We start from the raw sequence: 19,349 nt of genomic DNA on the forward strand, positions 1-19,349 counted from the left end.
GGTGGAGCGGAAGATGTAAAGGAATCGGGCCGCGGTTCGATAACGTGGATTCACGATGAAGGAAGGCTGATCCGATGGATGTCAGGCGCTGCGCGATCGTAGTGGTACAGCCCACCGAGCAGATCCGGTTTGAGCTTGAAGGCCTGCTGCGCGGTGGTGATGGCCTGGTGCGCACGCTTGCCTGGGAGGCACTCGCCCCTCACCTGGATGCGCCGGTGGTGCTGGACGCCACGGCACAGGCGCTGCTGGGAAGCCTGAGCCCAAGTGCATGGACCACGCTTGAGGCAGAGAAAGCCTGTTCACCTGCGATGGACCTGCTGATTGCCAGTCGCCTGGTGTTGACCCGCGGACAGGATGACGATGTTGCCGCTCGTGATGAGCGGCTGCGTGCAACGCACTGGCACCCGCTGGCTGCGGTCATGCATGCCTTCTCACGCTGGGAGGATGTTGACGCCGTTCGCAACATGCGTGAATCACAGATCGAAACAGCCTCGCAGATGCGCAGGACGTTGGGAGCGCCCCCACCGCACGCTGCCGCTGCCGCTGCCGAAGCAGGATTGGTACCACTGCCGCCTCAGCAGTCCAACGATTTCGACGCACTGCTGGCGCGGCGCGTCACCTGCCGGAACTTCGATGTCACCCGATCACTGCCACTGCCCCTGCTGAGCCAGATGCTGCAGCGGGCATTCGGCAGCAGCAGCTGCCAGCGAGAAGGCGATGATCTGGTGTTCCTGAAGAAGAACGTACCCTCAGGCGGCGGACTGCATCCTGTCGAAGCCTACGTGCTGGTGCGTAATGTCGAAGGACTTGCTGCCGGCATGTATCTCTATCGAGCGCAGGGCCACGGACTGCTGCCGATTGATTGCCCCGTGGCCATCGATGGCGACTTCGTGATGTCCATGGTCGGGCAGCAGCACTGGTTTGCGGATGCGCATGTGCTGGTGATCCTGGCCCCGCGTTTCAACAGGACGTACTGGAAGTATCGCCAGCATGGGAAAAGCTATCGGGTTGTCGCGATGGAGGCGGGACATCTATCGCAGACGCTGTATCTGGCGGCCACGGATGCCGGCCTGGGAGCATTCATTACTGCGGCGATCAACGAAAAGCCGATCGAACGAGCCTTGGGCCTGGACACGATCAATGAGGGGGTGCTCGCGGTCTGCGGTTTCGGATGGCGTGCATCACGGATGACGACCAGCGAGCTGGACCCGGCAGGCGTGATCTGGAACCTTGAAGACCGCGCGGGCTGACCCCGCGCGGCCTCTGCCACATCACGCCGCTTCGAAGTCCACCAGCACCGCGCCATCACCCACCTGGTCGCCTGCCTTGGCGCGGTAGCCCTTCACCGTTCCGTCGGCCGGTGCCTGCAGGGTGTGCTCCATCTTCATCGCTTCCAGTACCACCAGCGGGGTGCCGCGCTTGACCTCGGTGCCGGCCGCGACCAGCGTGGCGACGATCTTGCCCGGCATCGGCGCCAGCAGGCTGCCGGCATCGGCCACGGCGTGGTCCGATTCGCCCACCGGATCATGCAGGGTGAAGCGGTGCTGGCCGTCGGCGCCGAACAGGTACAGCTGGTCGCCTTCGCGCAGCAGCTGCAGTGACCAACGGCGCTCGCCCAGCTGCACGGTCAGATGCTGTGCATCGGCCGTGCCGATCACCTGCACCGGTGCTGCGTCGTCGCACTGCACGCGCCAGCCATCAGCCTGCGGCCACACCCTCAGCGTGTGCCGGCGCTCGCCCTGCTGCAGCGGCAGCACGCGCGGGGCGGATGCGCCGAGGCGCCAGCCGTCCTGTGCCTGCCATGGCGAATGCGGGTCGCGGGCATCGGTGATGGCTCCTGCGGTGCTGGTCACGGCGGCCACCGCTGCCAGCAGCCACAGTGCATGTTCGCTGTCGCCGACTACGCTCAACGCCGTCTGTTCGCGTTCGATCAGCGCGGTATCCAGCTTGGCGTGGGTGAACGAATCGGTGTTCACCAGCCGGCGCAGGAAGCCGGCATTGGTGGTCACGCCCACCACCTGGCAGTCGGCCAGTGCCTGGCTCATGCGGCGCAGCGCGGCAACGCGGTCCACGTCCCAGACGATCAGCTTGGCGATCATCGGGTCGTAGTACGGGGTGATGCTGTCGCCTTCCTCCACGCCGGTATCCACGCGCACGTTGGCCGACGGCGTCGGCAGGCGCAGGCGACGCAGGGTGCCGGTGGAGGGAAGGAAGCCACGATCGGCATCCTCGGCGTACAGCCGCGCTTCAATTGCGTGGCCGTGGATGGCCAGCTGTTCCTGGCGCAGCGGCAGCGGCTGGCCCGAAGCCACCCGCAGCTGCCACTCCACCAGGTCGGTGCCGGTGATGTACTCGGTGACCGGGTGCTCGACCTGCAGGCGGGTGTTCATTTCCATGAAGTAAAAATCGCCGTCCGGGCCGGCGATGAACTCCACGGTGCCCGCGCCCTCATAGCCCACCGCGCGCGCGGCATCGACCGCGGCCTTGCCCATCGCCGCACGACGCTCGGCGCTCATGCCCGGCGCCGGCGCTTCTTCCAGCACCTTCTGGTGGCGGCGCTGCACCGAGCAGTCGCGCTCGAACAGGTACACCGCATCACCGTGGGAATCGCCGAACACCTGGATCTCGATGTGGCGCGGACGCTCGACGTACTTCTCGACCAGCACATGGTCGTTGCCGAACGCCGAGGCCGCCTCGCGCTGGCAGCTGGCCAGCGCATCGACGAAGTCCTCGCTGCGCTCGACCTTGCGCATGCCCTTGCCGCCGCCGCCGGCGCTGGCCTTGATCAGTACCGGGTAACCGATGGCGTCGGCCTGTGCGCGCAGGAAGTCCGGCGCCTGCTGGTCGCCGTGGTAGCCCGGGGTGAGCGGTACGCCGGCCTGGGCCATCAGTGCCTTGGCCGCGCTCTTGTCACCCATCGCGCGGATGGCGCTGGCCGGTGGGCCGATGAAGGTGATGCCGGCGGCGGCGCAGGCGTCGGCGAAGTCGGCATTCTCGGAGAGGAAGCCGTAGCCGGGGTGGATGGCCTGCGCGCCGGTCGCGCGTGCGGCGTCGAGCAGGGCATCGCCGCGCAGGTAACTCTCGCGCGCGGCGGCCGGGCCGATGTGGATGGCTTCGTCGGCCAGCCGGACGTGACGCGCAGTGCGGTCGGCATCGGAATACACCGCCACGGTGGCGATGCCGAGGCGGCGGCAGGTGGCGATGACGCGGCAGGCGATCTCGCCGCGGTTGGCGATCAGGACTTTGGTGAACATGGCAACGGGCTTCATGGGAGCGTGCTCGGTCATGGCATGGGTTACATGCGGAACACGCCGAAGCGCGTCTGCTGTGGAGCGGCGTTGAGGCTGGCCGACAGCGCCAGGGCCAGTACGCGGCGGGTGTCGGCCGGATCGATCACGCCGTCGTCCCACAGGCGCGCGCTGGCGTAATACGGGTGGCCCTGCTGTTCGAACTGGTCGCGGATCGGCGCCTTGAACGCGTCTTCCTCCGCTGCCGGCCACTGCCCGCCCTTGGCTTCGATGCCATCGCGCTTGACCGTGGCCAGCACGCTGGCCGCCTGCTCGCCACCCATCACGCCGATGCGCGCGTTCGGCCACATCCACAGGAAGTTCGGCGAGTACGCGCGGCCGCACATGCCGTAGTTGCCGGCACCGAACGAACCGCCGATCACCACGGTGAACTTGGGCACCCTGGCGCAGGCCACCGCCATCACCAGCTTGGCACCGTCCTTGGCGATGCCGCCCTGTTCGTACTTGCGGCCGACCATGAAGCCGGTGATGTTCTGCAGGAACACCAGCGGGATGTTGCGCTGGGTGCACAGCTCGATGAAGTGCGCGCCCTTTAGTGCCGACTCGGAGAACAGGATGCCGTTGTTGGCGATGATGCCGATCGGGTAGCCGTTCAGATGGGCGAAGCCGGTGACCAGCGTGGCGCCGTAGCGCGGCTTGAACTCATCAAAACGCGAGCCATCGACCAGGCGCGCGATCACTTCGCGCACGTCGTAGGGCTTGCGCGTGTCGGCCGGGATCACCCCGTACAGGTCGTGCGCCGGCAGCAGCGGTTCTTCGGAAGGCTGTACCGCCATCGCCGGTTCCGGCTTGCGCCAGTTCAACTGGGCGATGATCGCGCGAACGCGTGCCAGTGCCTGCAGGTCGTTGTCGGCCATGTGGTCGGCCACGCCGGAAATGCGCGTATGCACGTCGGCGCCGCCCAGTTCCTCGGCGGTCACCACTTCGCCGGTGGCCGCCTTCACCAGCGGCGGGCCGCCGAGGAAGATCGTGCCCTGTTCGCGCACGATCACCGTTTCATCGCTCATGGCCGGCACGTAGGCGCCGCCGGCGGTGCAGCTGCCCATCACGCAGGCGATCTGCGGAATGCCCTGCGCCGACAGGTTGGCCTGGTTGTAGAAGATGCGGCCGAAGTGGTCGCGGTCGGGGAACACCTCGTCCTGCAGCGGCAGGAAGGCGCCACCGGAATCGACCAGGTAGATGCAGGGCAGGTGGTTCTGCTCGGCGATCTCCTGCGCGCGCAGGTGCTTCTTCACCGTCATCGGGTAATAGGTGCCGCCCTTGACCGTGGCGTCATTGGCCACGATCACGCACTCCACGCCGCTCACCCGGCCGATGCCGGCCACCACGCCCGCAGCGGGCACGGCGTCTTCATACATGCCATGCGCGGCCAGCGGCGCGATTTCGAGGAAGGCGCTGCCTGGGTCGAGCAGGGCGTCGATGCGGTCACGCACCAGCAGCTTGCCGCGTGCGGTGTGCTTGGCGCGTGCCGCTTCGTTGCCGCCCAGTGCGGTGCGGGCAAGCGTGGCGTGCAGGTCGTCGACCACGGCCTGCATGGCCGTGCGGTTGGCTTCAAACGTATCGCTGCCCGGTTGCAGCTGGCTGTTCAGGACGGTCATCGCGGTGGCCTTACAGGGTGCGCTGGAACAGTTCGCGGCCGATCAGCATGCGGCGGATCTCCGAGGTGCCGGCGCCGATTTCATACAGCTTGGCGTCGCGCCACAAACGGCCGGTCGGGTATTCGTTGATGTAGCCGTTGCCGCCCAGGATCTGGATCGCCTGGCCGGTCAGCCAGGTGGCCTTCTCGGCGGCGTACAGGATGGCACCGGCTGCGTCCTGGCGGGTGGTGCGGCCCTGGTCGCAGGCGCGCGCCACGGCATACACATAGGCGCGGCAGGCGCCGAGGCCCACGTACATGTCGGCGATCTTGGCCTGGATCAGCTGGAAGCTGCCGATCGCCTCACCGAACTGGTGACGCTCGTGCACGTAGGGCATCACCACGTCCATGGCCGCCGCCATCAGGCCCAGCGGGCCACCGGACAGCACCACCCGCTCGTAGTCCAGGCCGGACATCAGCACGCGCACGCCGCCACCGACCTGGCCCAGTACGTTTTCTTCCGGCACTTCGCAGTCCTGGAACACCAGCTCGCAGGTGGGCGAGGAACGCATGCCCAGCTTGTCCAGCTTCTGCGCGGTGGAGAAGCCCTTCATGCCCTTTTCGACCAGGAAGGCGGTGATGCCCTTGGCGCCGGCGTCCATGTCGGTCTTGGCATAGACCACCAGCACGTCGGCATCCGGGCCGTTGGTGATCCACATCTTGTTGCCGTTGAGCACGTAGCGGTCGCCGCGCTTGTCCGCGCGCAGCTTCATCGACACCACGTCCGAGCCGGCGCCCGGTTCGCTCATTGCCAGCGCGCCGACCTTGGCGCCGCTGCACAGGTCGGGCAGGAAGCGCTGCTTCTGTTCCTCGTTGCCGTTCTTGCGCAGCTGGTTCACGCACAGGTTGGAGTGCGCGCCATAGGAAAGGCCGATGCCGCCGGAGGCGCGCGAGATTTCTTCCATCGCCACCACATGGGCCAGGTAACCCATGCCGGTGCCGCCGTATGCTTCCTCCACGGTGAGGCCGAGCAGGCCCTGTTCGCCCAGCTTGGGCCACAGGGCCAGCGGGAACTGGTTGCTGGCATCGGCTTCGGCGGCCAGCGGTGCGACCTCGGCGGCGGCAAAATGGGCCACGCTCTGGCGCAGCAGGTCGATGTCTTCGCCAAGATCGAAGTTCAGGGATGGCACGTGCATTGTGGTGGCTCCACGGCGGGATGGCAGGAAATGGACGCACCCGGCGGGGGAGCGGGCGGCGGTCTGCAGGACCGCTGCCCGCACGGGCGATTGGACCCCAGCGTAGCGGGGTTCGGGTAAGAAGTGAATACGAATTCAAAAATTGAAACTAGAATCAGAACATGGCCTATAAACGCTCTGCATTGATGGAAGAACGCCTGGCCGGGGCCCGTGAAAGGATCCTGCTGGCCACCCGCGAGCTGGTCGCCACCGGTGGCTGGCGCAACGCCCCGGTGACCGCCGTAGCGACCCAGGCCGGGGTGTCCACCGGCCTGATCTACCGCCACTTCCCGTCCAAGGCCGAACTGTTCGTGGAGGTGCTCAACGCCGCCGTGGCCCATGAAGTGGCGATCATGGAGCGCATTGCCAGTGGTCCGGAGGCGGCCAGCGAGCGGCTGCGGCTGGCGATCACCGCCTTCGTCCGCCGCGCCCTGGCCGGGCCGGGGCTGGCCCATGCCTTCATCGTCGAGCCGGTCGACCCGGACGTGGAAGCCGAACGCATGCGCGGTCGTCGTGCCTTTGGGGATGTCTTCCTGCGCCTGGTGGAAGAGGGCGTGGCCGCCGGTGAGTTGCCGGCGCAGGACGCGCACGCCACGGCCGCGTGCCTGGTCGGTGCCTTCACCGAAGCGATGGTCGGCCCGACCGCGCCCAGCCGCGAAGCGCACCGCGACGAAGGCGCACTGGTGGATGCGATCTGCAGCTTCTGCCTGCGCGCGATCGGCGCCTCCGCAAAACGGTAGCGCCGGGCCATGCCCGGCGGCTGTTGCCGCGCTTGCGTTGCCGGGGTCAGATCCCTTCTGCGTGGCAAAAGGGATCTGACCCCAGCCCCCCGGCATGTTGCGCCGCACCAGCAGTGACGCCTGTTGTCGCACGCAAAGCGCGTTCTATACTCGGTCCATCACGCAGTCGCTCAGCCGTGGTCCAACGACTATCAGCCAGGGGTAACGAAGAGTGCGGAATTACGATCTGGAGTTCCTGAAACGCTTCTCCATGGTGATCGCGCTGCTGGCGACCATCACCCTCGGCCTCATCCTCCTTGCCGCCTACATCCACACCCGGATTCCGCCCGAGGTGTCGCCGGCCGCGGCCAAGCGCACCGAACAGCGCATCTCGCCCACCGGCGCGGTCTATGCCGGCAGCACCGGCGCTGCCGCGCAGGCCGCCGCCAAGGCCGCCGCGCTGGCCAAGGCCGCGTCGCAGGTGGCCTACGGCGGCACCAAGGACGGCAAGGTCATCTTCGACAACCTGTGCACTGCCTGCCACACCACGGGTGTGGGCATGGCGCCAACGCTGGACCACTCGCACTGGGACAAGCGCATCGCGCAGGGCAAGGACACGCTCTACAAGCACGCCATCGAGGGCTATACCGGCCCGGACGGCGGCATCATGCCACCCAAGGGTGGCAACCCGGCGCTGACCGAGGAGCAGATCCACGCCACCGTGGACTGGATGCTGGGCAACCTGAAATAGCCTCCGAACGGCGGAACGGCCAAACCGCTGGATGGCCGAACTGCTGAACCGCCGAACCGCCGAACGACCGAATCGCCTAACCGCCGGTCACGCCGGTCACCGCACCGGCTTTGCCCACCGAGGCCTGATCGCCCATATTCCCCCGCCCGCAAGCGGGGTTTCGCATTTCAGGGTTAGTCTGTGCGCCCTCTTCCCTGGAATCGCCCGTCGATGCGCCGCCGTTCCCTTGCTCTTGCCCTGTCCCTGCTGCTGCCGGCCAGCGCCTTCGCCCAGGCCCAGCCGCAGGCCGCACCGGTTACGACGCCCGCTGCCGCGCGCAGCAGCGCGACCGTGGTGCTGACCGCCGCGCCGGCTGACTGGCGCGCGCTGGACGGCCAGCGTGTGCGCATCGCCGCGCCGCTCACCCTGGCCGGCACCGATGGCCTGGAGCGCTTCGGCCAGCTCACTGTCGCCTTCGATGGCCGCCTCTGGCAGCCCACCGAAGTGGCCGCGCCGGGTACTGCCGGCTACGAGCAGGTGATGGCCGACAACCTGCGCCGCCGCCTGGTGCTGGACGATGGCAGTGATGCCCGCGACCCGGCCAGCGTGCCGTACCTGCCGGGCAACCCGGTGCTGCGCGCCGGCATGCAGCTGCGCAACGTGGAAGGTGTCGTGCACGTGGACGCGCAGGGGCACCCGCGCTTGCAGGTCGAAGGCGTGCTGAAGCTGCCGGAGCTGAAGCGCCCGGCGGTGCCGACGGTGCCGGGCAGCCTGCACGTGGCGGCCTTCAACCTGGAGAACTTCTTCAACGGCGACGGCCAGGGCGGTGGCTTCCCGACCCTGCGCGGTGCGCGCACACTGGATGAACACAAGGCGCAGGTGGCCAAGCTGGTCACCACGGTCAACGCGCTGGGTGCCGACGTCGCCGCGCTGATGGAACTGGAAAACGATGGCTACGGCCCGCAGTCGGCCATCGCCGAACTGGTCGATGCGCTCAACCGGGACCGCGGCGCGCAGGGTGACTGGCGCTTCGTCGATGCCGGCAACGGCCCCGGCGACAATCCGATCCGGGTCGGCATCATCTACCGCAGCAACCGCCTGCAGCCGCAGGGAAAGCCGGCCACGCTGACCGGTGGCCCGTTCGTCGAGCACAGCCGCGTGCCGCTGGCGCAGGCCTTCCAGGGCAAGCAGGGCGCGCCGTTCGTGGTGGTGGCCAACCACTTCAAGTCGAAGGGCTGTCGCGAGGCCGCCGGTGCAGACGCCGACCACAATGACAACCAGGGCTGCTGGAATGCGACCCGCGTGACCTCCGCGCAGCAGCTGCACGCCTGGCTGCAGACGGATCCAACCGGCACCGGTGCAAAGGACGCCGTGCTGCTGGGTGATTTCAACGCCTATGCGATGGAAGACCCGATCCGCACCCTGCATGACCTGGGGTGGCAGGACGCGTTCAAGGTGGCCAAGGTCGAGCATCCCTACAGCTACGTCTACAACGGCTACACCGGCCGCCTCGACCATGCACTGCTGAGCCCGGGCATGGCCAAGCGCCTGCGCGGCGCCGCCGAATGGCACAGCAACGCCGACGAGCAGGACGCCAGCGGCTACCAGGGCCGCAATGTGCAGGGGCCGTGGCGCAGCTCCGACCACGACCCGCTGCTGCTGGGTTTCGATAAATAACGCCCAACGCAGGGGTGGGGGCCCCCGCGCCAGGACGGGGGGGGCCCCCCCGAGGCCAGGGGCGCCCCCCCACACCCCCCCCCCCCCGCCCCCCCCCCCCCCCCCCCCCCCCCGCCCCCCCCCCCACCCCGATGCACATGCTCACCCCCAGGCGATCAACCCGATCGCCAGCACCGCCAGTGCCAGGCCGGCGCGGTTCCACTTCGTGGTCGCCTCGCCGAAGGCGAACACGCCCACCAGCGCACCCAGCACCACCACGCCGATGTTCATGCCGGCGAACACGGTAGCCGGGCTTTGCGGCATCGCCTGGTGCGCATGCACATAGAAGAGAATGTTGCCGCCATTGAGCAGGCCCAGCAGCGCGCCGGCACCGAGGTTGCGCCAGGCCAGCCGGCTGCGGCCGCTGAAATGCCGCGACAACTGCAGCGCCAGCATCAGCACGAAGGCCACGCTGAAGCTGGCCAGCACCGCCGCCATCGACGGTGTGCCCGACAGCGCCACCTGCTTGAGCAGCACGTCCACCACCGCGAACCCGCCCCACACGCCCAGCAACCACCCCCAACCGCCGGGTGAGGCCGCCAGGGCCGGCCCACGCGGGCGCAGGCTGATCGCAACCATGGCGACCAGGCCCAGCGCCAGGCCGGCCAGCTTCCACGGCGTGGCGCTCTGGCCGAAGAACAGGAACGCGGCGGCCAATGACAGCAGCAGCGACAGCCGCTGCGCCACATCGCTGCGGACGATGCCGGCCACCGCCACCGCACGGCCCAGCACCAGGAAGATCGAGGGCAGCACCACCGCCAGCGCCAGCAATGACAGCCACGGGGCATGCGGCGCGCGCAGTGCGTCCAGCGGCGGCTGCAGCACCACCGCCGTCATTGTCGCGGCCACCAGATAGTTCCAGGTGACCATCTGCGCGACATCCAGCTGGCGGCGTCCAGCCACCTTCAACAACACCGAAACCAGCACGCTGCAGATCACGGCCAAAGACAGGTAGAGCATGGGGCGGGCACAGGGCAGGGGCGGGGGACGGTATCATGGTGCCATGCACAAGCCCTTGTTCCCCGTTGCCCCCGGCGAAACCGCCTGCCTCGAACTGGACGGCCCGGCCGGCCCGCTGGAAGTGGTCGTCGACCTGCCCAAGGCCGATGTGCCGGTGCAGCCGATCGTGGCCATCATCTGCCACCCTTTGTCCACCGAAGGCGGCACCCTGCACAACAAGGTGGTCACCATGACCGCCACCACCCTGCGCGAGCTGGGCATCGCCACGGTGCGCTTCAACTTCCGCAGCGTCGGTGGTTCGGCCGGTGAGTTCGACCACGGCGTGGGCGAGCAGGATGACCTGAAGGCCGTGGCTGCCTGGGTGCAGAGCCAGCGCCCCGACGACCGCCTGTGGCTGGCCGGTTTCAGTTTCGGTTCGTTCGTTTCGCTGAAGGCCGCTGCCGCGCTGCAGCCCGAAGCGCTGATCTCGATCGCGCCGCCGGCCGGCCGCTGGGATTTCGATGGCATCGCACCGCCGGCGCGCTGGCTGGTGATCCAGGGCGAGCAGGACGAGATCGTCGACCCGCAGGCGGTCTATCAGTGGCTGGACACGCTGGATTTCCCGCATGAGCTGGTGCGCATGCCCGAGACCAGCCACTTCTTCCACCGCAAGCTGATCGACCTGCGTGGCGCGCTGACCCACGGCGTGAAGCATTGGCTGGGCGCGGCGGCATGAGTGCAACCGAGTTGACCCCGTCGCAGCGGTACGCGGAAGGGGTCGCCCGTGGCGACTGGCAGAACGACCCGGCCCAGCATGCGGCGCTGGCCGAGCTGGACCGCATCCACCTGGGCCTGCTGGACAGTGCCGAGGACGGCTGGCTGGACCGCCTGTCCTCGTTCTGGAAGAAGCCCGAGCCGGTAAAGGGGCTGTACTTCTGGGGTGGCGTCGGCCGCGGCAAGACCTTCCTGGTCGACCTGTTCTACGACGGCCTGCCGATCAAGCAGAAGTACCGCACCCACTTCCACCGCTTCATGCGCAGCGTCCATGAGCGCCTGCGCGAGCACCAGGGGCAGAGCGACCCGCTGGCGAAGATCGCCCAGGAATGGCGCAGCAACCTGCGCGTGCTGGTGCTGGACGAGTTCTTCGTTACCGACATCGGCGATGCCATGCTGCTGGCACGGCTGCTGGAGCGCCTGTTCGCCGAGGGCGTGACCCTGATCACCACCTCCAACACGGCGGTGGAGAACCTGTACCTCAACGGGCTGCAGCGCGAGAGCTTCCTGCCGGCGATCGGCCTGCTGCAGCGGTTCTGCGTCGAGCTGTACGCCGAAGGCACCGAGGATTACCGGATGCGCGCGCTGACCCGCTCGCCGGTGTACCGCGCGCCGCTGGCCGCCGACAGCGACGACTGGCTGGCCACGCGCTGGAACGAACTGAGTGGTGGTCAGCCGGCCAAGCCCGGCAACATCGAGATCGAGGGCCGCAAGATCCCGGTCCGTGGCCGCGGCAAGAGCATTGCCTGGTTCGATTTCGCCGCGCTGTGCGAAGGTCCGCGCGGCCCTTCGGATTACATCGAGATCGCGCACGAGTTCAACACGGTGCTGCTGGGCGGCATTCCCGCCTTTGACCGCCTGAACGAAGATGCCGCGCGCCGCTTCGTCAACCTGATCGATGAGTTGTACGACCGCCACGTCAACCTGGTGTGCACCGCAAGCACCTCGCCGATCGAGCTGTACACCGGCCAGCGCCTGCAGGGTGCGTTCGAGCGCACCGCCTCGCGCCTGATCGAGATGCAGAGCGCCGAGTACCTGGGTACCCCGCACCGGGCGTGAGGGTCGTGCCGTTTGTAGAGCCGCGTGGTTATCGGGAGGGCGCCAAGGCGTCGTCACGCGGCCGCTCCTCCGGCCCGGCCGACACATGCAGCCCCGAACCGCTGCCATGCTCTACCCGCACGCTGTCGCCGCGCTCCAGCAGCCGCAGCGGCTGTCCCTGGTAGCGCAGCTCCAGCGCGTCGTGGGCATCCGCCAGCGACTGCACCAGCGGGCATAGCGCCATGGCCCTGGCTTCCAGCTGCTGGCTGCGCGCTTCCATGCGGCGGTCGACCTCGGCATCGAGGCGGTCGGCGCGGCGCTCCATGGCGCCGGCGCGGCCGGTGAATACCTGCCACAGCACGCTGCGGGTCATCGACGTGGCCATTGTCTCGGCCATCTGCTCGATGTGCGCGTCGAAGCCATCGCCGAAAGTGTCCTGCTCCCAGTAGCCGCGGCCGAGGCTGGCCTCGATCCAGTCCTGCATCTCGCCACGCATCGCCCGCATCTGGCGGTTGCGGGACTTGCCGGTGATGGCTTCGAAGGCGGCGTCCAGCGCATCGAAGGTGACCCCGGAGACTTCATGGGCGAGCGCGGTGGCGGCGGGCATCAGCTGGCGGGCGCCGGCCTCCATCTGCCGCAGGCGGGCAGCGTCGGCGGCGCTGACCGGCACCATCGTGCCGTCCAGGCTCAGCTCGCCGTCGTGGAACACCACTTCATGCGGCGCCTGCGGGCCATGCCGCAGCCAGATGCCACCGCTGTCCACCAGCACGTCGTAGTCGGTGTGGATGCCGCACTGGTCCGAACGCAGGCCCGGCCCCTCGGCGGCCAGCGCGGGAGCGGTGAACAGAGCGGGCAGCAGTGCCAGCAGGGGCAGTCGCAGGTGCATCGGATCATCCTTCTCCGCAGGCGAGGGGCCAGCATCGGCTGCCCGCGCGCGGGCGTCACCGGCCGGAAGTCACCCGTCCACCGCATTCCCACCGGCTGCCCACCACCTATCCACAGGGTTGTCCCTAGCCAGCTTCATCACTGTCATGTGAAGCTGTCATTGTTCCGTTTCCGCGGTGTGTTGTGCCACCGCAGTGACGCCTTTCGGGCTTGACTGCGCAGCCCGTTCCGGCAGGTCTGAAGCGTCTGATCAGGGCGCCGATGGCACGATCCTTGCGGCGCAAGGGATTGCCGAATTTCACTACATTTGGCGTTGACGGACCCCATTACCCCCACTATCTTGTGGCCGTCGGTCGCAGCAACCCCAAGTCTGGGGGTTGGCAGCAGCACCCATCCGCGATCGTCAACGGCAGTGGCAGGCGCAGGGTCTCATTCCCTGCGACGCCGTCCTGCCATCCTGGGCCGTCATGTCCCGGGCTGCGTCACCCCGATGCATCGAGCACCCCCAATCACGCCAAGAGGACATACGCCGTGAGCACCGAATCCAGCGCCACCATCGAGAAGGAAAGCGAGTTCCTGTTGACGTCGCCGCCGACGGCCAACGCGATGAGTGTGACCAAGCGCAACGGGACCACCGAACTGGTGGACCTGAACAAGATCGTGCGCGCGGTGCAGCGTTCCTCTGAAGGCCTGCACGCCGTCGATCCGATGCGCGTGGCCACCCGCACCATTTCCGGCCTGTACAACGGCGCCACCACCCGCGAGCTGGACGAACTGTCCATCCGCACCGCCGCCCTGCTGATCGGTGAAGAGCCCGAGTACGGCCGCCTTGCTGCGCGCCTGCTGGCCAACTACATCGCCAAGGAAGTCTCGGGCCAGGAAATCTACGCTTTCTCGCAGTCGGTCAGCCGTGGCCATGAAGTCGGCCTGATCAACGACCGCCTGCTGAACTTCGTGCAGACCAACGCGCGCAAGCTCAACGATGCCATCGACATCTCGCTGGACCTGAACTTCGATTACTTCGGCCTGCGTACCCTGTACGACCGTTACCTGCTGCGCCACCCGCACACCCGCAAGGTGATCGAGACCCCGCAGCAGTTCTTCCTGCGCATCGCCAGCGCGCTGAGCGAGGACGTGTCCGAGACCCTGGCGCTGTACAAGCGCATGGGCAACCTGGACTACCTGCCGTCCAGCCCGACCCTGTTCAACTCCGGTACCACCCACGAGCAGCTGTCCTCGTGCTTCCTGCTGGATTCGCCGCAGGACTCGCTGGAGTCGATCTATTCCAAGTACGGCGACATCGCCCAGCTGTCGAAGTTCTCCGGCGGCATCGGCGTCAGCTACACCCGCGTGCGTTCGCGTGGTTCGCTCATCAAGTCGACCAACGGCCACTCCAACGGCATCGTGCCGTGGCTGAAGACCATGGATTCGTCCGTGGCCGCGGTGAACCAGGGCGGCAAGCGCAAGGGCGCGGCCTGCGTCTACCTGGAAACCTGGCACGCCGACATCGAGGACTTCCTCGAACTGCGTGACAACACCGGTGACGAAGCCCGCCGTGCGCACAACCTGAACCTGGCCAACTGGGTGCCGGACCTGTTCATGAAGCGCGTCGAAGCCGACCAGGAATGGTCGCTGTTCGATCCGCGCGTGGTGCCGGAGTTCACCGACCTGTTCGGCGAAGCCTTCGAAGCCGCCTACCTGCAGGCCGAAGCGCAGGGCAAGGCCAACCGCACCATCTCTGCCCGCAAGCTGTACGCCCGCATGATGCGTACGCTGGCCGAGACCGGCAACGGCTGGATGACCTTCAAGGACAAGTGCAACCGCGCCAGCAACCAGACCCTGCGTCCGGGCAACGTGATCCACCTGTCCAACCTGTGCACCGAAATCCTGGAAGTCACTTCCAACGATGAAACCGCGGTGTGCAACCTGGGTTCGATCAACCTGGGCAACCACTTCGACGAGCACAACGAGTTCGACTTCGAGAAGCTGGCCGAGACCGTGCGCCTGGCCGTGCGTCAGCTCGACCGCGTCATCGACCTGAACTTCTACCCGATCGAAACCGCGCGCCGTGCCAACCTGCGCTGGCGTCCGGTCGGCCTGGGCTGCATGGGCCTGCAGGACGTGTTCTTCCGCAAGCGCCTGCCGTTCGACAGCGCCGAAGCCCGCGCGCTGTCGAAGAAGATTGCCGAAGCGATCTACTTCCACGCGCTGGAAACCTCCTGCGAGCTGGCCCAGGAACGCGGCAAGCACCCGTCGTTCAACGACACCCGTGCCGCCAGCGGCGAACTGCAGTTCGACGCCTGGAACGTGGTGCCGGAAGACACCGCGCGCTGGGATGCCCTGCGTGAGCGCATCAAGGAACACGGCCTGCGCAACTCGCTGATGATCGCGATCGCACCGACCGCGACCATCGCCTCGATCGCCGGCTGCTACGAGTGCGTCGAGCCGCAGGTGTCCAACCTGTTCAAGCGCGAGACCCTGTCCGGTGACTTCCTGCAGGTCAACCGCTACCTGGTGAACGAGCTGAAGAAGCTGGGCCTGTGGACCGCCGACATGCGCGACGCCATCAAGCTGGCCGAAGGTTCCATCGCCGGCGTGGCGCAGATTCCGGAAACGCTGCGCGAGGTCTACCGCACCGCGTGGGAACTGCCGATGCGTTCGCTGATCGACATGGCCGCCGAGCGTGGCGCCTTCATCGATCAGTCGGCCTCGCTCAACCTGTTCATGGAAAGCCCGAACATCGGCGCGATGTCCTCCATGTACATGTACGCCTGGAAGCAGGGCATCAAGACCACCTACTACCTGCGTTCGCGCCCGGCCACCAAGATCGCCAAGACCACGGTGAGTGCCGCCGCACCGGCCAAGGTGTTCAGCCCGGACGAAGCCATCGCCTGCTCGCTGGAAAACCCGGAAGCCTGCGAGGCCTGCCAGTAAGACGCGGCGTGCCGGCCTTGCCGGCACCTCGCACCTGTAGAGCCGAGCCATGCTCGGCTGCCGCACGGAAACACCCAGGTAGCGCCGGGCCATGCCCGGCGTTTTGACCCGAGAAGACAAGGAAACACCCATGGCCGACAAGCCCAAGCAGATGCTGCTCGATCCCGGTTTTGAACTGACCCTGCGCCCGATGCGCTACCCGCAGTTCTATGACATGTACCGGAACGCGATCAAGAACACCTGGACGGTGGAAGAGATCAACTTCCAGATCGACATCACCGACCTGCACAGCAAGATGTCGCCGGGTGAGCGCCACCTGATCCACCGCCTGGTCGCGTTCTTCGCCACCGGCGACTCGATCGTGTCCAACAACCTGGTGCTGAACCTGTACCAGCACCTCAATGCGCCGGAAGCGCGCATGTACCTGTCGCGCCAGCTGTATGAAGAAGCGCTGCACGTGCAGTTCTACCTCACCCTGCTCGACAACTACCTGCCGGATCCGGAAGAGCGCGCCAAGGCGTTCTCGGCGGTGGAGAACATCGACTCGATCAAGAAGAAGGCCGATTTCTGCTTCAAGTGGATCGACTCGATCCAGAGCCTGACCCGCATCGAGACCCGCGAACAGCGCCGCCAGTTCCTGCTCAACCAGATCTGCTTCGCTGCCTGCATCGAAGGCCTGTTCTTCTTCGCTGCGTTCGCCTACGTGTACTACTTCCGTTCGCGCGGCCTGCTGCCGGGCCTGGCCTCGGGCACCAACTGGGTGTTCCGCGACGAGAGCGCGCACATGGAGTTCGCGTTCGAGTCGGTGCGCGTGGTGCGTGAGGAAGAGCCGGACCTGTTCGACGATGAAATGAAGCAGCAGGTCTACGACATGCTGGCCGAAGCCATCGAATGCGAAGTGCAGTTCGCCGAGGACGTGCTGTCCGGCGGCGTGGCCGGCATCTCGACCCGCGACATGCGCCAGTACCTGCAGCACTGCGCCGACCAGCACTTCGCCAAGCTGGGCATGGAAAAGAAGTACAACGTGCGCAACCCGCTGCCGTTCATGGAGCTGCAGGACGTGCAGGAACTGACCAACTTCTTCGAACGCCGCGTCTCGGCCTACCAGGTGGGCGTGCAGGGCGAAGTGGCCTTCGACATGAACTTCTGATCGAACCGGTCAGGCCTACCGCAACGAAGAACCCCGGCCAATGCCGGGGTTCTTCGTTTCTGTAGAGTCGAGCCATGCTCGATTGATCTTCGCGAACAGCAGTGGAGCATGGCTCCACTCTACAAAGGGCGGCTACCGCCGCCCTTCCACCGCCATGCGCACCGCCAGCCCGGCCAGTACCGTGCCCATCAGCCAGCGCTGCACCGCCTGCCAGGTCGGGCGCGCAGCCAGGAAGCCGGCGATGCTGCCTGCAGTCAGCGCGATCATACCGTTCACGCTGACGCTGACCAGGATCTGGGTGGAGCCCAGCACGATCGACTGCATCAGCACGCTGCCTTCGCCGTCCGGGTGCAGGAACTGCGGCAGCAGCGACAGGTACATCACGGCCACCTTCGGGTTCAGCAGATTGGTCAGAAAGCCCATCGTGAACAGCTTGCGCGGGCTGTCCTGCGGCAGGTCGCGCACCGCGAACGGCGAACGGCCACCCGGCTTGAGCGCCTGCCAGGCCAGGTACAGCAGGTACAGCGCGCCGCCGATGCGCAGCGCGTCGTAGGCGAACGGTACCGTCATCAGCAGGGCGGTGATGCCCAGCGCCGCGCACAGCATGTAGAACACGAAGCCCAGCGCCACCCCGCCCAGCGAGATCAGTCCCGCCATCGGCCCCTGGCAGATCGAGCGCGAGATGACGTAGATCATGTTCGGCCCGGGCGTGATCACCATGGCCAGCGAGACCAGTGCAAAGGCCAGAAGGTCGGAAGTGGCGGGCATGGGTGGTCCTGGCGGTGGTCGTGGCGCAGTGTAGCGCCTGCCATGGACGCGGCCTGCGCAGGCACCACTGCCAGGTGGCCATTGCACATTCGTTCCGATGGCCGTCACGCCGGTCGCATAAAATCACGGGACCCCACACACCGAAGCCGCTCCCATGACCCCGATTCCCGAGACCGTGCCGCCCACCGAAGTGCGCATGGCCGAAATCGTCTTCCCCAACCACACCAACCACCTCGGCACCCTGTTCGGTGGCCAGGCGCTGGCGTGGATGGACAAGGCCGCCTTCCTGGCCGCCGCCCGCTACTCACGCCGCACCGTGGTGACCGCGCGCAGCGACCAGGTCGACTTCAAGCTGCCGATCCGCATCGGCCAGATGGTCGAGACCATCGGCCGCATCGTCGAAGTCGGCCGCAGCTCGATGAAGGTCGAGGTGGAGCTGGTCGCCGAGGACCTGCACAGCGGCGAGCGCAAGCTGTGTACCCGCGGCCACTTCGTGATGATCGCGCTGGACGAGGAAGGCCACCCGATCGCGGTGCCGCCCCTGCCGGCGGCCTGACCCGGCCAACTGACCAGCGCTTGCGGGGGCGCCCACGCGCCCCCATCTGGCTCCCATGACCCCGCCGCTGACCGACTTCATCGACCGCGCCCAGCGCCTGTTCGTGCTGACCGGCGCCGGCTGCAGCACTGCCTCGGGCATTCCCGACTACCGCGATGCCGACGGCCAGTGGAAACGCACGCCGCCGGTGACCTACCAGGCCTTCATGGGCGAGGCGGCCACCCGCCAGCGTTACTGGGCGCGCAGCCTGCTGGGTTGGCCGCGCTTCGGCCTGGCCCGGCCCAACGGCACCCACCAGGCCCTGGCCGCCCTGGAAGCGCGCGGCACGCTGCAGGTGCTGCTGACCCAGAACGTGGATGGCCTGCACCAGCGCGCCGGCAGCCACAACGTGATCGACCTGCATGGCCGCCTGGACCAGGTGCGCTGCATGGGCTGCGAACGCCGCAGCGGCCGCGAGGACTTCCAGCAGCGCCTGCTGGACGCCAACCCGGGCTGGGACGCGCTGGAGGCCGGCATCGCCCCGGATGGCGATGCCGATCTGGAGACCGATTTCTCCAGCTTCGTGGTGCCCGATTGCCCGTCCTGCGGCGGCCTGCTGAAACCGGACGTGGTGTTCTTCGGCGAAAACGTGCCCCGTGAACGCGTGGCGGCGGTGCATGACCACCTGCAACAGGCTGATGCCGTGCTGGTGGTGGGCTCGTCGCTGATGGTCTATTCCGGCTTCCGCTTCGTGCAGGCGGCCGCGAAGGCAGGGTTGCCGGTGGCGGCGCTGAATCGTGGCCGTACCCGTGCCGACGACCTGCTGCAGTTCAAGGACGAGCGGGACTGCGCCGAGGCGTTGGCCGGTTGGGTGGCGGGCTGAGCCGAGCGCGGGCTCGGCTCTACAAGGGGGTGTTGGTTTCTGTAGAGCCGAGCCCACGCTCGGCTTCAGCAGGCCGCGCGAAACAGCGATCCATCCAGACGGTTGATTCGCAGGCCGTGCGGCGGTGCAATACGCACCCCTTCGTCGTCCATCACCGTC

The 19,349-nt window shown here is 67.3% G+C and carries 16 protein-coding genes; 10 read left to right on the plus strand and 6 right to left on the minus strand.

Annotation, left to right across the window (positions count from 1 at the left end; genetic code table 11):
- Nucleotides 1-74 precede the first annotated feature (74 nt).
- The gene (locus V3B41_RS09865; protein ID WP_049429782.1) at nt 75-1,250 is read left to right on the plus strand and encodes a putative peptide maturation dehydrogenase; all 1,176 of its coding nucleotides are present in this window, start codon (nt 75-77) and stop codon (nt 1,248-1,250) included.
- Between the two features lie 21 nt (nt 1,251-1,271).
- Here V3B41_RS09865 and V3B41_RS09870 read toward each other — a convergent pair whose 3' ends face one another.
- Genes V3B41_RS09870 through V3B41_RS09880 form a run of 3 tightly spaced genes read right to left on the minus strand, consistent with a single transcriptional unit; the run spans nt 1,272 to nt 6,080 of the window.
- A complete protein-coding gene (locus V3B41_RS09870) occupies nt 1,272-3,254 on the minus strand; it encodes an acetyl/propionyl/methylcrotonyl-CoA carboxylase subunit alpha (RefSeq protein ID WP_295550050.1) in 1,983 nt (660 codons plus the stop codon).
- 41 nt (nt 3,255-3,295) lie between these two features.
- Complete coding sequence (locus V3B41_RS09875; RefSeq protein ID WP_049429780.1) at nt 3,296-4,906, minus strand: carboxyl transferase domain-containing protein; 1,611 nt, start codon at nt 4,904-4,906, stop codon at nt 3,296-3,298.
- A 10-nt stretch (nt 4,907-4,916) separates the two neighbouring features.
- Nucleotides 4,917-6,080: an isovaleryl-CoA dehydrogenase gene (locus V3B41_RS09880; RefSeq protein WP_049429779.1), complete on the minus strand. Its 1,164-nt coding sequence runs from the start codon at nt 6,078-6,080 to the stop codon at nt 4,917-4,919.
- 161 nt (nt 6,081-6,241) lie between these two features.
- Here V3B41_RS09880 and V3B41_RS09885 point away from each other — a divergent pair, with 161 nt between their 5' ends.
- The 3 genes from V3B41_RS09885 (at nt 6,242) to V3B41_RS09895 (ending at nt 9,245) form a co-directional block, all read left to right on the plus strand.
- Complete coding sequence (locus V3B41_RS09885; protein WP_049429778.1) at nt 6,242-6,859, plus strand: TetR/AcrR family transcriptional regulator; 618 nt, start codon at nt 6,242-6,244, stop codon at nt 6,857-6,859.
- Nucleotides 6,860-7,070: 211 nt separating this feature from the next.
- Complete coding sequence (locus tag V3B41_RS09890) at nt 7,071-7,589, plus strand: c-type cytochrome (RefSeq protein ID WP_043400625.1); 519 nt, start codon at nt 7,071-7,073, stop codon at nt 7,587-7,589.
- Nucleotides 7,590-7,799: 210 nt separating this feature from the next.
- On the plus strand, nt 7,800-9,245 hold the full coding sequence (locus V3B41_RS09895; RefSeq protein WP_329860885.1) for an ExeM/NucH family extracellular endonuclease: 1,446 nt from the start codon (nt 7,800-7,802) through the stop codon (nt 9,243-9,245).
- 141 nt (nt 9,246-9,386) lie between these two features.
- On the opposite strand, the gene V3B41_RS09900 is transcribed toward V3B41_RS09895, so the two are convergent.
- The gene (locus V3B41_RS09900; protein WP_197633637.1) at nt 9,387-10,244 is read right to left on the minus strand and encodes an EamA/RhaT family transporter; all 858 of its coding nucleotides are present in this window, start codon (nt 10,242-10,244) and stop codon (nt 9,387-9,389) included.
- Nucleotides 10,245-10,287: 43 nt separating this feature from the next.
- On the opposite strand from V3B41_RS09900, the gene V3B41_RS09905 reads away from it, so the two are divergent.
- Both V3B41_RS09905 and zapE read left to right on the plus strand, forming a co-directional pair.
- On the plus strand, nt 10,288-10,959 hold the full coding sequence (locus V3B41_RS09905; RefSeq protein WP_049429775.1) for a CocE/NonD family hydrolase: 672 nt from the start codon (nt 10,288-10,290) through the stop codon (nt 10,957-10,959).
- Nucleotides 10,956-12,056 (plus strand): cell division protein ZapE, encoded by a 1,101-nt coding sequence (gene zapE / locus V3B41_RS09910; protein WP_295550065.1) that lies wholly within the window; start codon nt 10,956-10,958, stop codon nt 12,054-12,056. Before V3B41_RS09905 ends, zapE begins: the two co-directional genes overlap by 4 nt.
- A 28-nt stretch (nt 12,057-12,084) precedes the next feature.
- Here the strand turns inward: zapE and V3B41_RS09915 are convergent, their stop codons facing one another.
- Nucleotides 12,085-12,921 (minus strand): DUF2884 family protein, encoded by an 837-nt coding sequence (locus tag V3B41_RS09915; RefSeq protein ID WP_197620491.1) that lies wholly within the window; start codon nt 12,919-12,921, stop codon nt 12,085-12,087.
- Between the two features lie 530 nt (nt 12,922-13,451).
- On the opposite strand from V3B41_RS09915, the gene V3B41_RS09920 reads away from it, so the two are divergent.
- Nucleotides 13,452-15,854, plus strand: coding sequence for a ribonucleoside-diphosphate reductase subunit alpha (locus V3B41_RS09920; RefSeq protein ID WP_049429772.1), 2,403 nt, complete (start codon nt 13,452-13,454; stop codon nt 15,852-15,854).
- Between the two features lie 130 nt (nt 15,855-15,984).
- Nucleotides 15,985-17,004, plus strand: a complete 1,020-nt coding sequence (locus V3B41_RS09925; RefSeq protein WP_049429771.1) for a ribonucleotide-diphosphate reductase subunit beta — start codon at nt 15,985-15,987, stop codon at nt 17,002-17,004.
- A 132-nt stretch (nt 17,005-17,136) separates the two neighbouring features.
- Here the strand turns inward: V3B41_RS09925 and V3B41_RS09930 are convergent, their stop codons facing one another.
- The gene (locus V3B41_RS09930) at nt 17,137-17,772 is read right to left on the minus strand and encodes a LysE family translocator (protein WP_049429770.1); all 636 of its coding nucleotides are present in this window, start codon (nt 17,770-17,772) and stop codon (nt 17,137-17,139) included.
- A gap of 154 nt (nt 17,773-17,926) precedes the next feature.
- On the opposite strand from V3B41_RS09930, the gene V3B41_RS09935 reads away from it, so the two are divergent.
- Together V3B41_RS09935 and V3B41_RS09940 are read left to right on the plus strand one after the other, a co-directional pair.
- On the plus strand, nt 17,927-18,328 hold the full coding sequence (locus V3B41_RS09935; protein WP_004153688.1) for an acyl-CoA thioesterase: 402 nt from the start codon (nt 17,927-17,929) through the stop codon (nt 18,326-18,328).
- Between the two features lie 55 nt (nt 18,329-18,383).
- Nucleotides 18,384-19,190: an NAD-dependent protein deacetylase gene (locus V3B41_RS09940; RefSeq protein ID WP_100443743.1), complete on the plus strand. Its 807-nt coding sequence runs from the start codon at nt 18,384-18,386 to the stop codon at nt 19,188-19,190.
- Nucleotides 19,191-19,349 lie beyond the last annotated feature (159 nt).

This window comes from Stenotrophomonas sp. SMYL89 (assembly GCF_036319985.1).
In the GTDB taxonomy this organism is placed as follows: domain Bacteria; phylum Pseudomonadota; class Gammaproteobacteria; order Xanthomonadales; family Xanthomonadaceae; genus Stenotrophomonas; species Stenotrophomonas maltophilia_Q.